Raw genomic sequence first — 16,229 nt, 5'->3', positions numbered from 1 at the left:
TTAGCAATAGCACTACTTGGTCAATATTAATTAAATAACCCTTTCAGTAGTTTATCTGCGACATTTTTAATATTGTCATCTTTTGCTTTATCGCCAAACAATTTTTCTAAGCCTCGATTGATTTCTTTCTTAGCTTTACTCTCTAGCTCTGCATTATTCTTAAATAAGTCTTTAATATTTAAGTTATATTTAGGCTGTTGCCAAGTACCAGTAACATGAATAGGAACGGCAATACCTTTGATTTTATCCAGTCCTTTACCACTAGCAACAATCTCAGAATTAATCATCAGATCAATACTTTCATTAACAAGACTGGTTTTACCTTGACCTACAATTGCAATTAACGGTGATGCTAAATGGAAGTTATCCGTTGCTGCAATGCCATGATCTAATTTTAAGGTCGCAGTTAATGCTGAAAAATCTGTTTTCTTTGCAGTATCAGTTTCAGCTTCGCCTTTTAATTTAGCTTTCGCATTGCGCAGTAAATCTGGAATATTAACCCCATACACCGAACCATCTGAAACATTAACCTTAATCGAACCTACAATATTATGGCGAATATTCGCTTCAGATAAACCATGTCCACGTAAATCTGTGGTGATATTAGCTTTACCAGCAAGTAGCTTATTATTTGCAACTGCTTTTAATAATGGTAATAGATCCACATTAGATACAGTATTTTTTAAATGGTATCTCGGTAAAGTACTATTGACATCAATGGAAGCACTACCTGTTACCTTACCGCCATATAAATTAGCTTCAAAACGATTGATGGTCGCAATACCTTGTTTTACCGAGGTCACAACCTTAACATTCGCTATATCAGCATTATCTACCGTTAACTGCTTAATCGCTATCATACCCGCCAAATCGATATTTTTTAGCGCACTAAGATCAGGTTCTTGCGTAGAAATATCTGTCTTGGTATTAAAATTGGTATTAGCAGGCGAATTCATCGCAGCCGCCGCTTTTGCCGTATTATTATTTGTAGCAACTGATTTTGTAGGCAACCAACTATCAACATCAATATTATCGCTTGATAATGCAAAACGAATATCCGGAATTGCAGCGGCTAAATATGAACCAGAGCCGGCTACTTTTGTGCCGTTAGCATTAATAGTAACCTGACTGATTAATGCTAATTTTTGACTAATATCATATGTTGCATCAGCATCAACCACTAAATTTATTGTTGGACGAGGCAGCATTTTACCCACTAAATCATTAGTTATTTTCAGTCCTTGAACCGTAATAACATTATGATCTGGCGCTAATTTCATTTTAGCAACACCATGAGTATCAAAGTTTAGATTGGGTACTTTACCATCCACTGAAAAAGTCACATTTGACCACTGACCCAGTGTAAATTGATCAAGCCCTAATTGTGCATTTTTGATATCAAGATTGCCATCGATCATACTCATGGTAGCCGATAATGCTTTTAACTTAACATTCTTATAATTAGCCGCTAAATTAAGATCGGTACTACCCTGCGCACTAAAGGTTAATGCGTTGACATGGCCTTGCACATTAAAGGTTGCTTTAGTCCATGTTTGTGGCTGAAAGCTATCAAGCGTGAAATTAACGTGATTAAGTTGTGCAACCATCTTGGTTTGATCATTACGTACATCGGCACTCGCATTAACTAACTTAATACCTGCAACTGATACTTTCCACTGTGCCTTTTGATCATGATTCGTGATCGTATTTTTTGTCGTTGTTGTTTCAGCTTCTGCTTTTTTAGCCATTAAACCATCAAGGTTAGTATGACCATTTGCTAAAGTTTGAACAAAAACATGCGCACCATCTAAACGCATTTCACCAATATCAAGATGTTGAGACAATAACGGTAAAACTGATACTGATAAGTCTGCTTGTTTAAACTGCACTAAATTAGGCTCAGCAAACCCCTTGGGATTTCGAAATTCAGTTTCACCAACACTTAATCCTAATGTAGGGAAAAAACGCCAGTTAATATCACCATTAATAACTAAGTCTCGCCCCGTCATTTTTTTAACTTGTTCAGTCAGCAACGGCTTAAACTGATTAGGGTTAACAAAGGTAACTAGCGCGCCAATACCAATCACGACTAATAAAATCAGCCCGAGTAATATATACAGTATTTTTTTCATTATGCCCCTCGGATATGCATAGAACGTCACCATTCATAGTGGACTATGCAAAAATAATTTGTTTAAAATTAACCTTATAAATCAATGTCATTAAGACCATTGACACCAAGATTAGTTCATCATAAACATAATAGCTAAACAAAAGGCAACCCGAAGGCTGCCTTTAATAAACTTTTGACGATAACAACAATAATTAGCATCTAAAAAGATTAACGTTGCTTGTCGTCTTCATTAATACGACTTGCTACCGCACCTTGCTGATTTTTATATTTCGCATCAACACGCTTGTTATACGGTTTTTCCGCCGGACCCGATAAGGTCTCAAAACTTAACGCACCAATAGGCATATGTGGTCGTAACGCTAATGGTAAACGACCTGAATTATAAAATTCAAGCACAATACGTCCTGACCAACCGGGATCAATACGATGCGCAGTTACATGCACCATTAAGCCTAAACGCGCTAATGATGAACGACCGTCTAACCAACCAACAATGTTATCGGGTAATGTCACTGACTCATGAGTAACCGCTAGTGCAAGCTGACCCGGATGAAGAAAAAAGGCTTCTTCTTCTGCGACAATAATCTCATCACTCATTACTTTTTCAAGTTGAGTGGCGACATCTTCTTTTTTACCGGATAGATCAATAAATGGCGCACCATGATCATTAAAGACGCGGAAATTATTCCCAAGGCTTACATCAATCGTTAGGCCACTTATACAATCATCAGATGGTCGTGGTTCAATGCTGATTTTGCCTTCATCAAGGTAAGCCCTGATATCTCTATCGCAAAGTCTCATTTAATCTCTCTCCTGCATAATACACACTCTATCCTGTCAGTGCTTAGCACATGAGAGTGGTATAACAAAACACATCAGTAAGACTTAATGTCGTTGATGGTTCAGCAACGGGTGACGGGGTTATAACCAACAATTATAACTATAAAAATAAGGCTGACATATTGTCAGCCTTATTTATTTTAAATCATTACGAACGTAGCAATTTAGCGATATGTGCTTTTAACACATCAATTGCGATACGGTTCTTACCACCACGAGGAACAATAATATCTGCATATTGTTTTGATGGTTCAATAAACTGCATGAACATTGGACGTACTGTTTTTTGATATTGAATCAAGACTGATTCCATTGTACGACCACGCTCAGCAACATCACGTTGTAAACGACGTAATAAACAGATATCCAATGGCGTATCCATAAAGATACTAGCATGCATAATGTCACGCAAACGAGGCTCAGTTAACAATAAAATACCTTCTAAAATGATCACTTTTTTCGGTGTCATCGTGGTGCTTTCTTGTAAACGAGTATGCTCGTTGTAGCTATATTGTGGTACTTCTACTGCTTCACCTTTCATTAACTGCTCTAAATGATCACATAATAAATTATGATCTAGTGCACTTGGATGATCGTAATTAGTTTTAACACGATCCTCCATTGATAGGTGGCTTTGATCGTTATAGTAACAATCTTCCGTGATTACACCGATCTGATGATCGCCGACTTTCTCTTTTAACTCTTTATAAACTGTACTGGCAATCAGACTTTTACCGGAAGCAGAAGCGCCTGCAATACCGATAATAACGCATTGGTGTGAAGTTTCAGACATATCAGAAAGTACCTATTAGACCACGTAGCAAGGCGAATTTGGATAAATTAAACCCTCCGATTATAAGCAGTTGCTATGACAGATACCAGTAAAAATGAGGCATCTGTCATATCTGATTATAATATCAACGGGTTTTGTTTGATTAACCGTTACATTGTACGAATAGTAATCTGCTCAGCAACCGTTTCACCTTGCCAATATAGTCGACTAGCAATATTGGCTGCTAACATAATGTATGCTGCCGCTTGTTCTGATTCAGGCGATGCAATAACGGTTGGTGTACCGTTATCAATATCTTGACGAATTTTGATATCTAATGGCAATTGTGCCAATAACGGTACTGCATAATCTTGTGCCATTTTAGCCGCGCCACCCGTACCAAAAATATGCTCTTGATGACCACAATTGCTACAAATGTGATAACTCATATTTTCAACAATACCGAGCACAGGTACATCGACTTTATTGAACATACTAATGCCTTTAATCGCATCAGCTAACGCTAAGTCTTGCGGCGTTGTCACCACTATCGCGCCAGTAACTGGAATTTGCTGTGATAATGTTAATTGAATATCACCCGTACCTGGTGGCATATCAATCACAAGGTAATCCAGATCAGGCCACCATGTTTCAGTGATAATTTGCGACAATGCTTTCGATGCCATAGGACCACGCCAAATAGTGGCACTTTCTGCTGGCACTAAATAACCCACTGAGTTGGTATATAAACCATGTGCTTCTATTGGCAACATCATCTTGCCATCAGATGATTGTGGTTTTTCATCCATTGCACCCAACATCATCGGGACTGATGGACCATAAATATCCGCATCTAATAGGCCGACTTTGGCACCTTGTTGCTGTAAACCCAAAGCTAAGTTAACCGACGTTGTAGACTTACCCACACCGCCTTTAGCAGAGCTCACAACAATAATGTTTTTAACCCCGTTAAGTGGTTGTTTGTCAGCCACAGCTAACGTTGCCACTCGACAGCGAACATCAAAATTTAACGCTGAATTCACAATACCTTGTTGTTGCTGCTCTGCAATCCATAGGCGTAATTGTTGCGCTAATTCATTGGCTGCAAATGGGATTGTGATGATGATAACACCGTCAGCTGATACCGAGACAAAATGCGGCACATCAGCCCATTCCACGCTCAATAGTGGATGTTCAAATTGATTTAGCCATTGGCGAATATCCCCAACGCTATCGAAATGGTTTGTTTCTATTGCCATAAATTAGCACTCCACATAAATGTCATCACTTATTAACAACATCTACGTCACAGTATTAGTATAGAAAACAACCAGTAACGTTGATGCTGCGGGGTAATATCTTCCTCTTTTTTATCATGCTACCACCAAAGTACCCTTTCTGCCCGATTTCCCCCGTCCTAAAACAGATAAATCAGTATCTGACGCTAGTCAATATGCTGTCCATCAGGTAGTATTTGCAGCTATGTTTTTTTACCCATCATGAGCGAAAGAAGTAATTATGGCTGCTAATCCAAGAAAAATTCTGGTGACCTGCGCCCTGCCGTACGCTAACGGTTCTATCCACTTAGGTCACATGCTAGAGCATGTTCAAGCGGATATTTGGGTTCGCTACCAGCGCCTTCGTGGCAATGAAGTTCATTTCATCTGTGCAGACGACGCACACGGCACTCCAATCATGCTTAAGGCACAGCAGATGGGTGTAGAACCTGAGCAAATGATTGCAGAAGTAAGCAAAGAACACCAAGCTGACTTCGCTGGTTTTGATATTAACTTTAGCAACTACCACAGCACGCATTCACCTGAAAACCGTGAACTTGCTTCTTTTGTTTACACCCAGCTAAAAGACAAAGGCTTTATTACTAGCCGTACTATTTCTCAGTTATTTGACCCTGAGAAAGAAATGTTCTTACCTGATCGCTTTGTAAAAGGCACATGCCCTAAGTGTAAAGCTGAAGATCAATACGGTGATAACTGTGATAACTGTGGTGAAACCTACAGCCCAACTGATCTGATTAATCCAAAATCAGCAGTGTCTGGCGCAACACCAATCATGAAAGATTCAGAGCATTTCTTCTTTGATTTGCCACAGTTTGAAGACATGCTAAAAGCGTGGACTAAATCTGGTGCACTTCAAGATGAAACATCAAACAAGATGCAAGAGTGGTTCGAGTCTGGCCTACACCAGTGGGATATTTCTCGTGATGCACCTTACTTCGGTTTTGAGATCCCTGGCGAACCTGGCAAATACTTCTACGTATGGCTAGATGCACCAATCGGCTACATGGGTTCATTTAAGAACCTTTGTGATAAGCGCGATGATCTTGATTTTGACGAGTTCTGGAACAAAGACAGTTCAACAGAGCTTTACCACTTCATCGGTAAAGACATTGTTTACTTCCACAGCCTATTCTGGCCTGCAATGCTAGATGGCGCTGGTTTCCGTAAGCCAAATAACGTATTCGTACATGGTTACGTAACGGTAAATGGCGCGAAGATGTCGAAGTCTAAAGGTACATTTATCAAGGCGGGTACTTACTTAAACCACCTTGATCCTGAATGCCTACGTTACTACTACGCAGCAAAACTAAACAACCGTATTGATGATCTCGACCTTAATCTTGAAGATTTCACTCAACGCGTAAACAGCGATGTTGTGAACAAGATTGTTAACCTAGCATCACGTAACGCAGGCTTTATTGCTAAGCGTTTTGACGGCATGTTATCTGAGAATTTTTCAGAGCCTGAGCTTTACGCTGAATTCGTTGGCGCAGCAACACGTATTGGTGATCTTTATGAAAACCGTGAATACAGTCGCGCTATTCGTGAAATCACCGCACTGGCTGATAAAGCTAACCAGTATGTTGATGAAAAAGCACCTTGGGTTGTGGCGAAACAAGAAGGTAAAGATCAAGAGCTACAGGAAATCTGTACTGTTGGTATCAACCTGTTCCGCGTATTAATGGCTTACCTAAAACCTGTAATGCCAAAACTTACCGAGCGTACTGAAGCTTTCTTAAATGAAACGCTAACGTGGGAAAGCATCGAAACACCATTAACAAACCATGAAGTTACTAAGTTCAAGGCATTGTTTAATCGTATCGATCCTGCACATGTTGCGGCAATGGTTGAAGCATCTAAAGAAGAAGCAGCGGCTGATAAAGCAGCGATTGAAGCGGCCCAACCAAAAAGCCCATTAACAGATGAGCCAATTGAAGCTGAAATCGAGTTTGATGATTTTGCTAAAATTGATATGCGTATCGCTAAAATTGTTTCTTGTGAAGCGGTGCCAAAAGCAGACAAACTACTGAAATTCCAATTGGATATCGGTGGTGAAATGCGTCAAGTATTCTCTGGTATTAAATCAGCTTACACACCAGAAGAGCTTGTTGGTAAAATGACGGTAATGGTTGCTAACCTAAAACCGCGTAAAATGAAATTCGGCATGTCTGAAGGTATGATCCTTGCAGCGGGCCCTGGTGGTAAAGATCTATGGATCTTAGAACCTCATGAAGGTGCTCAGCCAGGTATGCGTGTAATGTAATTTACACTGCATCTTAATTCTCGATACCGATAACACTGTTATCGGTATTTTTTTATCTTTTTTTACACATCCCCCCGCTTTATAGAACACCAAACCTATCACCTTACGACCGCTTGTTAATAGGTTGTTGAATGTTGATCTAGCTCCGCTGCAAACTCTAATTTTATAAACAAATATTCATCTCTCGTTCATAATTAGCGATCTTGATCGTTTTCCCTTCTGACAATATCACTTACATTGATTGCGTTAATTTGCTTGTAATTATTCATAAAACCAGCAAAATTTAACCCTAAATAGATAGGAACAATAAAAATAACCCATTTTTTTATTTGATATGAAGGACTCATGATGACTTTAGGTATTGTAACGAACCTCGCCATATTTGTTGGCTTGATAGCATTTCTATATCATATGCAAAATAAACACTACAGTTTTACTAAACGTGTGTTTGCTGGTCTAGGTTTAGGTATTGCCTTTGGTGCTGCGCTACAAGTCTTTTATGGTGCTGGCTCTGAGGTCATCAAAACATCAATTGAATATTTTGATATTGTCGGCGTTGGTTATGTGCGTCTGCTACAAATGATCATTATTCCATTAGTGATGGTATCTATCATCTCTGCCATTCTTAAACTAAATGGTGGCACTTCATTAGGAAAAATAAGCAGTCTCACCCTTGGGGTGCTGATTGTTACCACCATGATTGCCGCTTGTGTTGGTATCCTAATGGCTAACCTTTTTGGCCTTACCGCAGAAGGGCTTACATCAGGTGCCGCTGAAATGGCGCGTGCGAAAAGCCTTGAATCAACCCTTTCTAATGTAGAAGCAATGTCGTTTGCTAAATTAGTGATTGAGTTTATTCCTGCCAACCCATTCTTAGACATGACGGGTGCGCGTCGTACTTCAACTATTGCTGTTGTTATCTTCTCTATTTTTATTGGCTTATCTGCAACGGGTATTGCCAAGAAAAAACCTGAAATCTTCGCCCAATTTGAAGGCTTTATTAAAGTCACTCAAGCGATTGTTATGCGTATGGTAACGTTAGTATTACGTCTAACCCCATTTGGCGTATTAGCACTAATGACCAAGGTTATTTCAGGCTCTAACTACACCGATATTGTAAACCTTGCCAACTTCGTTTTTGCTTCATATGCCGCCTTAATTTTAATGTTTATGATTCACTTAGCACTTGTTGCCATTGTTGGTCTTAACCCAGTACGCCATTTTAAAAAAATCATTCCAGTGCTGGCTTTTGCTTTCACATCTCGCACCAGTGCAGGTTCAATTCCAATGAACGTGCAAACCCAAGAAAAATGCCTCGGTGTTCCGTCTGGAATTGCTAACTTCTCCGCCTCTTTTGGTTCAACCATTGGTCAAAATGGTTGTGCGGGTATTTACCCTGCCATGCTTGCAGTGATGATTGCACCAACTGTGGGTATCAACCCAATGGATTTCGGCTTTCTATGTACTTTAGTCACAATTATTACCGTGAGTTCTTTTGGGGTGGCAGGTATTGGTGGTGGCGCAACATTTGCAGCATTAATAGTACTATCAGCAATGGATATGCCAGTGGCACTTGCCGGTCTTTTAATTTCAATCGAGCCGCTTATTGATATGGGTCGTACTGCACTTAACGTATCAGGTTCAATCACCGCAGGTGTAATCACCAGTAAAGTAATGGGCGAAACCGACATGGCTATTTTTAATAGTGATGAAACCATTAACTTAGATGGCGAAGAATCAGCAGCTTAATCAATAGTAAACATTCGTTTTAAGGGAGGTGTATTGCCTCCCTTCTCCATTTTTTAAGGAAAAGACAATAGTATGAAAATTATCATTATTGGTGGCGAAGCCGCAGGTATGAGTGCCGCAGCAAAAGCAAAACGCATTAACCCAACCGCTGAGATTGTTGTTTATGAAGCCTCTAATGTGATCTCTTTTGGTGCCTGTGGATTACCTTATTATATTGGTGATGAATTTTCTGATGCCAATTTCATGGCAGAATTTACCCCAGCACAATTTGCAGAAAAAGGGATTCAGGTCTTAACTCAACATCGCGTTGTTGATCTCGACCCACAACAGCAGCAACTCACCGTTGAACATCAAGGGGAAACACTCGTTACCCATTATGATCGTTTAATGATTGCAACGGGTGCTAAAGAAATATTCCCCCCAATAGCTGGCCTTGAAAAACAAGGGGTTTATTCATTACGTCGTATGCAAGATGGTTTAGACATTAAAACCGCCCTTGCCGATCCACTATGCCAACATGTAACGATTATTGGTTCAGGTTTTATTGGCTTAGAAGTGGCTGAAGCGATGATCCATCAAGGTAAAACAGTACGCTTAATTGAACGTGCCGCCTGCTTAATTCCCGATGCGTTTGATACTGAAATCAGCCAACATCTTCAACCTGAACTTGAACACGCTGGTGTACAAATTCACCTTAAAGAATCAGTGTGTGAAATTATTGGTGATGATCGTGTTACTAGCATTAAAACCGATAAAGATATTTATGCGACCGATCTAGTGATCTGCTGTACTGGCGTTAAACCGAATACAGATTTTATTGCCGCAACAGGCATTGAACGTTTAGCCAATGGCGCAATAATCATTGATCAGCAAGGAAAAACATCAATAGATAATATTTGGGCGGCAGGCGATTGCGCTACCATTTGGCATGCACAGTTACAGCAGCCTGTTTATATTCCACTCGCAACAGGCGCTAATAAAATGGGGCGCTTAGTCGGTGAGAATATCGCAGGAAAAAATCTCCGTTATGACGGTACATTAGGTACCAGTTGTGTCAAAGTTTTAGGCTTAGAAGCCGCTCGCACCGGACTCTCAGAGCGTGAAGCTCAACAAGCTAATATTGATTACAGCACCGTGTATATTAGTGATAAATGCCACACCAACTACTGTGAAGGCCAATCACCACTTTATATTAAATTAATTTACCGTTCTGATAATAAACAATTACTTGGTGGTCAAATGATCGGTAATAAAGGGGCTGTTCACCGTGTTGATGCCCTTGCCGTTGCCATCAGTCTTGGCGCAACAACCGAACAACTAGGTATGATGGATTTTGCCTATGCGCCGCCATTTGCACGTACTTGGGATATTATGAATGTCGCGGGTAATGTGGCTAAATAATCGCTTTATCTATAAATAATAACGACACAAGCTACGTACTTTTTTAGCATCTATAAAGAAAAAGTACGTAGTCTCCTCCCTGTTATAAACATCATCAATATCCTTCCTACATTATTCTCTTACAACTATTTATCGAAAATCCCGATCATATTCCTCGAAAAAATAACGTTTTATTACTCATTTATACATTCAAATCGCGATTTATGTTAAATATTAGTTAAAAATAGATTTTATAAACATTAAATCAGTATAAAATTTGTGACTTAACGCAGATTTTAGCAGTTAATAACAATTATTACTTCACGTTAACAGACAAATAACTGCTACTCTTCGAACGCACTCTGATAATCGATGGACAGAGAGAAATAAATATTAAGGATAAATATTAATGACCACAGAAAAGAAAAAAATGTCACTGACTGGCCGAGTTATACTCGGTATGGTTTTAGGTATTCTGACAGGATTTATGATCCGTTCCCTTTTTGCTGATGTCGCTTTTGTTAATAACTACATCGTAGATGGCCTGTTTGATGTTGGTGGCAAAATCTTTATTGCCAGCTTAAAAATGCTCGTTGTACCTCTGGTTTTTGTCTCACTGGTTTGTGGTACAAGCTCATTAAAAGATTTAGCAACACTTGGCCGCCTTGGTGGTAAAACCTTAGCGTTTTATCTCACCACTACAGCCTTAGCCATTACCCTTGCGCTGACCATGGCAAATATCTTCCAACCAGGTGCAGGGGCCGATTTAAGTGCTGCAACAACATTTGCATCTAAAGAAGCACCATCGCTAGGTAGCGTTATTGTGGGCATGTTCCCAACCAACCCAATCAGCGCAATGGCAAATGGTAATACCTTACAGATTATTGTATTTGCCGTTTTATTTGGTATCGCAATCAGTGCCGCTGGCAAACCAGGTGAACGTCTGGCAGCAGTATTTGCCGATTTAAATGAAGTGATCATGAAGCTGGTGGCTTTATTGATGAACATTGCCCCATACGGTGTGTTCTTCTTAATGGCGAAATTGTTCACAGGTTTAGGCTTAGATGCGATCTTTAGCTTAATTAATTACTTCCTCGTCTTAGTCGCTGCTCTATTACTGCATGCATTGGTCACTTATAGCGTAATGCTAAAAGTATTTACCGGTTTGAGCCCAATTACGTTCTTCAAGAAAATGGAAGATGCTGTAATGTTTGCGTTCTCAACCGCATCATCCAATGCCACCATTCCCGTTACAATGGAAACAGCCACTAAGCGTTTAGGTGTTAATAACAAGATTGCCTCATTTACGGTTCCCCTTGGTGCAACCATTAACATGGACGGCACCGCCATCATGCAAGGTGTGGCAACGGTATTTATTGCTCAAGCGTTTAATATTGACCTTTCGATGAATGATTACATCATGGTTATTCTAACCGCAACATTGGCATCAGTCGGTACGGCAGGTGTTCCTGGGGTTGGTCTGATTATGCTTGCAATGGTACTTAACCAAGTAGGTCTACCTGTTGAAGGTATCGCATTGATTATGGGTGTTGACCGTCTACTTGATATGGTACGTACCGCCGTTAACATCACGGGTGATAGTGTCGTAACCTGTATTGTTGCTAAATCTGAAGGTGAAATGGATATTGAACGTTTCAATGATCCACTAGCAGCGACAGAAGATGAAGTGGTTCGTTTCCATCCGAATCCTCAACCGCAAGCACCAAAATCATAACAACGAGTAAAAACTTGCGAATACCATATTCAAGGGCACGTAAAGTGCCCTTTTTTTTAGTTTGGAAAAATCATATTGATCACGCATAAAACGAAACACCTCATATAATTGTACAACGATCACATTCCATAGATTAATTCTATTCATAATCTTTTAAACAATCAGAATAGCTTTATAATTCAACTACAAAACAAAATAGAATTATTATAATGAACTATCGTCAAACTCTAATATCTACAGGAATATCTCTTGTCCTTTCTGCTCCTTCTTTTGCCTATGATTTAAGCGCCGACGAATATACTCAAGAAGATCTAACTGTTATTAAAAAAGCTGAGACATCGGCTAATGCAGAAGTTCTTTACAACGCAGCAAATATTTTAATATCAGAATCAATGATGCAAGAAAATATTGAACAGGGTATAAAATACCTTGTTCTGCTTGCAAAAAAAAATCACCCTAAAGCAACACTAACTCTAGCTGATTACTATTACGAAGATAGTCACTACAAAGAAGCACTCAAGCTTTATCACCAATTAGAACAAAAACAAGATCCTTATGTGCTTTATAGCTTAGGTGTTATGTACTTTGATGGTGAAGGTACTCAACAGGATTACAAAAGAGGCAATAAGTATTATCTTGCAGCTGCCAAATTGGGATACAACGATGCTATGTACCAATTGGCTTTTTCATACAACGACGGTCAAGGTGTCAAACAAGACTATACTAAAGCAGCCCTATGGTTCAAAAAATCAGCCGAACAAGGGGATGCCAGTGCGATGTATAATTTAGGCCTCTCTTACCTTAACGGTGAAGGTGTTAAAAAAGACTGTGCTCATGCAATTAAACTCCTCGAGCAAGCAATAAATACGGATAATCACACTCGCTCTTATGCCAAACTGGGTGACATTTATTACTATACCGACTACAAAGCTCAATGCGGATTTAACAAGACTGATTATAAGAAGTCATTAAGTTATTTCATGAAAGGTGCCATGCAAGGTAATGAATATAGTCAATATATGGTTGGGTATTCGTATCGTAATGGACATGGAACATACAGTAATTTCAGTACTGCTTTAGCTTGGTATAATATTGCAGAAAATAATGGTTACGATGCCAGTTCTGAGATAAAAGATATAAAACAACACATGTCAGCTGAAGATATTAACAAAGCAGAAAAGCTTCAAGAACAGATACTTCCATAAAGATTTACGCGGCTTTTTAGTGCCTATTTTGTTGTTGTGCAACATATTTAAATCGTAATCATTTAACGTAAAAGCATTTTCGCCTTAGATTTAAAATAAATCTACCTCGCATACAAAAATACCGCCTCAAATTGGGCGGTATTTAACAGTATGTCTATTTATGCGCACTGACATAGAAAAACGACCTCTGATAATAATTAATTTTAAAATGCAGTTTTTTGTAACTATTTATTTGTATGATTCATTAATCTAATGATATGCAACAAGATAACGTGTATTATTCTCACGCCCTGTCGGTGTGTTATATACAAGCCTCTCATAGAGGTGATTCTAATCATGAAGTGATTTACTCACTTACTTCCTTGTGAAGTAGCCCCCTAAAAAGGGCGTTAATAGTCTTAAAATTTTCCCGCAGGGCAACTAATTCGGAGATGTAATGAATAAAGATAGTATTTGGTGGACAAGAAAATCATGGATAAATGCTGAAAGTAGACTACTTCACTATGCTTATTGGTCGAATAGGTATCTATTTTGGTATTCTCTTTGCGGAGTTTTTGCATCTGTATTACTACTAGGAAAAACACAACCTGATGTAATATCAAAGGTATTTATTTGCTTTTCCGTTTTTGTTTTCTGTATGTCTTTATTTATTTCTCTAGGCCGTCATAACGAAAGAGCCAATAAATTTAAATGTGGATATATTGACTTACAATCTCTTTACATAAAAGTTAAATATCAAGACCATTTGAATAACGAAGATTCACAAAAATATCGTGAGATACTTGAATCTTGTGAAAACCACTCTTGGATTGATTTTCTTAATGCCAAAGTTACTGCTTACAATAATACTAACAATATCGATGACTTAACTATAATTGCTAGATGGTACGATTTTGTATTATTTTACTCAATAAAAGTTATTAACGTATTACTAACTATTGCAATATTATCTATACCGTTATTAATAATTTACTTCTCATGCAAAAAGTAAAGCTATGAACTCTATATTCACATCTGACAACTTAAGAAAAATATACATTTCTAACTTTGCTTTATCTAAAGTGACTGGCATTGATAGTATACAACCAAAGCACTTCGCTAAAAATCAAAGTAAAGATATTAATACTATAGTTACAAAAGTGTTTTTTAAAGAATATGAATTCACTAGATACAAAGAAAAACTAATTTCTAAAGGTGCTAATAAATACCCAAGACAAATTGCTATACCTACATTGAGAGATAGGATTGCCTTAAAAGCATTGAACAATTACCTCCAAAAAAAACTTTCTGATCACCTAAACATTCAAGTACCACAGCAAGCAACAAGAGATGTTAAATCCGCTTTAAAAATAGGTCAGTACGAAACTGTAATAAAAATAGATATTAAAGATTTTTACCCAACAATTTCCCACCACATCTTAGAAGAAAAACTAAAAACGCTAGGGATTGAAGATACGGCTATCACTTTAATTAAAAATGCAATTTCAACTGGTTTTGAGAAAAATAAAAAAAACATTATAGGCATCCCACAAGGGTTATCTATTTCAAACGTACTTGCTGAAATATACATGCATGAAATAGATGAAAAAATAAGTAAATACAATATTTTTTATAAAAGATATGTTGATGATGTACTTATATTCTGTAAAAACAATGAAGCTGAAAATATTTATAATCATTTTATAACAGAAGTTAACGCACTGATCCTTAAAGCACATGAAGTAAGCGAAACTTCTGATAAAACTATAATACAACCTATAAATGATGAATTTTCTTATCTGGGGTATATATATAATCCGAAGATGGATAACGGTAATAAAAATATACCACTTAAACCTTCTAGAAAGATAACAACTTCAATTAGGTATTCTAGTAGAAAAAAATTTCAGGATGCTATAGCAGCACTATTCACTTCATATTCCAATGCTGGAAAGCAACGATCAAAAGCTTTGCTATTCTGGAAACTAAACTTAAGAATTACAGGTTGTATTTCCAATAAAAAATGTAAAGGTTGGTTATTCTTCTTTTCAGAAATTGACGATATGCTAATGCTATTTAATCTAGATAACATGATTAAAAAACTGTGCATAAGACACCATGTTGAGTACAACGGCGTAAAAAAATCAACTAGAGCCATACATGAAATTAAGCATAATAAATGGAATAACAACTATTTCCCAAACTTTGATACATATAATTATAAAAACATGAAAGAAGTAATTTCATACGATAAAGGAATTCCAGTACACAAGTTAAAATTATCAGAACAAGATATAGAAAATAATTTTTGGAATATTATCAATAGAGAAGTGAAATCTATGGAAACAGATATATCTTCATTCTCTTAATACTCGTAAATTAAGAAACAAAAACACACTTAACCGAGTGTGTTTTTTATACCATAATTATTAACAGCATCCATCTTATGTGATCCAGAGTCCTCGTAGCGCTCAGATACAATAAAGGCCGCCTAAGCGATCTTATTCCTTAGATTTAAAATAAATCTAAATTTAGGCAAACCCCCTAGAAATAGATTTATTTTAAATCTGACTATTTTTATCAATCAATCTCGCCATAATCGCTTATCAGTCTGACATGACTCAAATACCCGTTAAATAGCCTCTATAAACGATTTTAAAGACATAAAGACCTCTCACTCGACACCTAATATGACTTTTCTCTAAAAATGCCTGTATTTAACAGTATGCATCTAATCCGTACTACGCGTGTAGGTCCCATTTAGAAATGTCCGGTTTGAACCCGTTAGAAATGTCATGTTGAACTATATTCAGATCATAGGTTTTGCTATGAACTGGAATCAATAAATGTTGCTCACTATGACTGAAAATGAAT

Annotated in this window: 11 protein-coding genes; 7 read left to right on the top strand and 4 right to left on the bottom strand. The window is 37.8% G+C overall.

Annotated elements, in window-relative coordinates:
- Positions 1-26 precede the first annotated feature (26 nt).
- The 4 genes from CIK00_RS11515 to apbC all read right to left on the bottom strand — a co-directional run bounded on the left by CIK00_RS11515 (position 27) and on the right by apbC (position 5,005).
- Positions 27-2,132, bottom strand: coding sequence for an AsmA family protein (locus CIK00_RS11515; protein ID WP_101769005.1), 2,106 nt, complete (start codon positions 2,130-2,132; stop codon positions 27-29).
- Positions 2,133-2,341: 209 nt separating this feature from the next.
- Positions 2,342-2,935 carry a dCTP deaminase gene (gene dcd / locus CIK00_RS11510; protein WP_101769004.1) on the bottom strand — a complete coding sequence of 198 codons (594 nt, stop codon included), beginning with the start codon at positions 2,933-2,935 and terminating at the stop codon, positions 2,342-2,344.
- 187 nt (positions 2,936-3,122) lie between these two features.
- Complete coding sequence (gene udk / locus CIK00_RS11505) at positions 3,123-3,767, bottom strand: uridine kinase (protein WP_101769002.1); 645 nt, start codon at positions 3,765-3,767, stop codon at positions 3,123-3,125.
- A 149-nt stretch (positions 3,768-3,916) separates the two neighbouring features.
- Positions 3,917-5,005, bottom strand: a complete 1,089-nt coding sequence (gene apbC, locus CIK00_RS11500; RefSeq protein ID WP_101769000.1) for an iron-sulfur cluster carrier protein ApbC — start codon at positions 5,003-5,005, stop codon at positions 3,917-3,919.
- A gap of 259 nt (positions 5,006-5,264) precedes the next feature.
- Here apbC and metG point away from each other — a divergent pair, with 259 nt between their 5' ends.
- The 7 genes from metG (at position 5,265) to CIK00_RS11465 (ending at position 15,724) form a co-directional block, all read left to right on the top strand.
- Positions 5,265-7,307, top strand: a complete 2,043-nt coding sequence (gene metG / locus CIK00_RS11495; RefSeq protein WP_101768999.1) for a methionine--tRNA ligase — start codon at positions 5,265-5,267, stop codon at positions 7,305-7,307.
- Positions 7,308-7,655: 348 nt separating this feature from the next.
- On the top strand, positions 7,656-9,056 hold the full coding sequence (locus tag CIK00_RS11490; protein ID WP_101768998.1) for an L-cystine transporter: 1,401 nt from the start codon (positions 7,656-7,658) through the stop codon (positions 9,054-9,056).
- Positions 9,057-9,128: 72 nt separating this feature from the next.
- The gene (locus CIK00_RS11485) at positions 9,129-10,457 is read left to right on the top strand and encodes a CoA-disulfide reductase (protein WP_101768997.1); all 1,329 of its coding nucleotides are present in this window, start codon (positions 9,129-9,131) and stop codon (positions 10,455-10,457) included.
- A 388-nt stretch (positions 10,458-10,845) separates the two neighbouring features.
- The gene (locus CIK00_RS11480) at positions 10,846-12,171 is read left to right on the top strand and encodes a dicarboxylate/amino acid:cation symporter (RefSeq protein WP_101768996.1); all 1,326 of its coding nucleotides are present in this window, start codon (positions 10,846-10,848) and stop codon (positions 12,169-12,171) included.
- 209 nt (positions 12,172-12,380) lie between these two features.
- Positions 12,381-13,376, top strand: coding sequence for a tetratricopeptide repeat protein (locus CIK00_RS11475; RefSeq protein ID WP_101768995.1), 996 nt, complete (start codon positions 12,381-12,383; stop codon positions 13,374-13,376).
- 436 nt (positions 13,377-13,812) lie between these two features.
- On the top strand, positions 13,813-14,367 hold the full coding sequence (locus CIK00_RS11470) for an SLATT domain-containing protein (protein WP_101768994.1): 555 nt from the start codon (positions 13,813-13,815) through the stop codon (positions 14,365-14,367).
- 4 nt (positions 14,368-14,371) lie between these two features.
- Positions 14,372-15,724 carry a reverse transcriptase/maturase family protein gene (locus CIK00_RS11465; RefSeq protein WP_101768993.1) on the top strand — a complete coding sequence of 451 codons (1,353 nt, stop codon included), beginning with the start codon at positions 14,372-14,374 and terminating at the stop codon, positions 15,722-15,724.
- Positions 15,725-16,229 lie beyond the last annotated feature (505 nt).

It is taken from the genome of Photobacterium carnosum, assembly GCF_002849605.1.
Lineage (GTDB): Bacteria > Pseudomonadota > Gammaproteobacteria > Enterobacterales > Vibrionaceae > Photobacterium > Photobacterium carnosum.
The sequence above is the reverse complement of the archived record's forward strand: the minus strand, read 5'-3'. Positions and strand labels throughout refer to the sequence as shown.

What these genes read in the sequence shown, in the direction of transcription:
- CIK00_RS11515 (WP_101769005.1), bottom strand. Translation starts at nt 2,132, where the DNA reads ATGAAAAAAATACTGTATATATTACTCGGGCTGATTTTATTAGTCGTG.
- udk (WP_101769002.1), bottom strand. Translation starts at nt 3,767, where the DNA reads ATGTCTGAAACTTCACACCAATGCGTTATTATCGGTATTGCAGGCGCT.
- CIK00_RS11490 (WP_101768998.1), top strand. Translation starts at nt 7,656, where the DNA reads ATGACTTTAGGTATTGTAACGAACCTCGCCATATTTGTTGGCTTGATA.
- dcd (WP_101769004.1), bottom strand. Translation starts at nt 2,935, where the DNA reads ATGAGACTTTGCGATAGAGATATCAGGGCTTACCTTGATGAAGGCAAA.
- metG (WP_101768999.1), top strand. Translation starts at nt 5,265, where the DNA reads ATGGCTGCTAATCCAAGAAAAATTCTGGTGACCTGCGCCCTGCCGTAC.
- CIK00_RS11480 (WP_101768996.1), top strand. Translation starts at nt 10,846, where the DNA reads ATGACCACAGAAAAGAAAAAAATGTCACTGACTGGCCGAGTTATACTC.
- CIK00_RS11485 (WP_101768997.1), top strand. Translation starts at nt 9,129, where the DNA reads ATGAAAATTATCATTATTGGTGGCGAAGCCGCAGGTATGAGTGCCGCA.
- CIK00_RS11465 (WP_101768993.1), top strand. Translation starts at nt 14,372, where the DNA reads ATGAACTCTATATTCACATCTGACAACTTAAGAAAAATATACATTTCT.
- CIK00_RS11470 (WP_101768994.1), top strand. Translation starts at nt 13,813, where the DNA reads ATGAATAAAGATAGTATTTGGTGGACAAGAAAATCATGGATAAATGCT.
- apbC (WP_101769000.1), bottom strand. Translation starts at nt 5,005, where the DNA reads ATGGCAATAGAAACAAACCATTTCGATAGCGTTGGGGATATTCGCCAA.
- CIK00_RS11475 (WP_101768995.1), top strand. Translation starts at nt 12,381, where the DNA reads ATGAACTATCGTCAAACTCTAATATCTACAGGAATATCTCTTGTCCTT.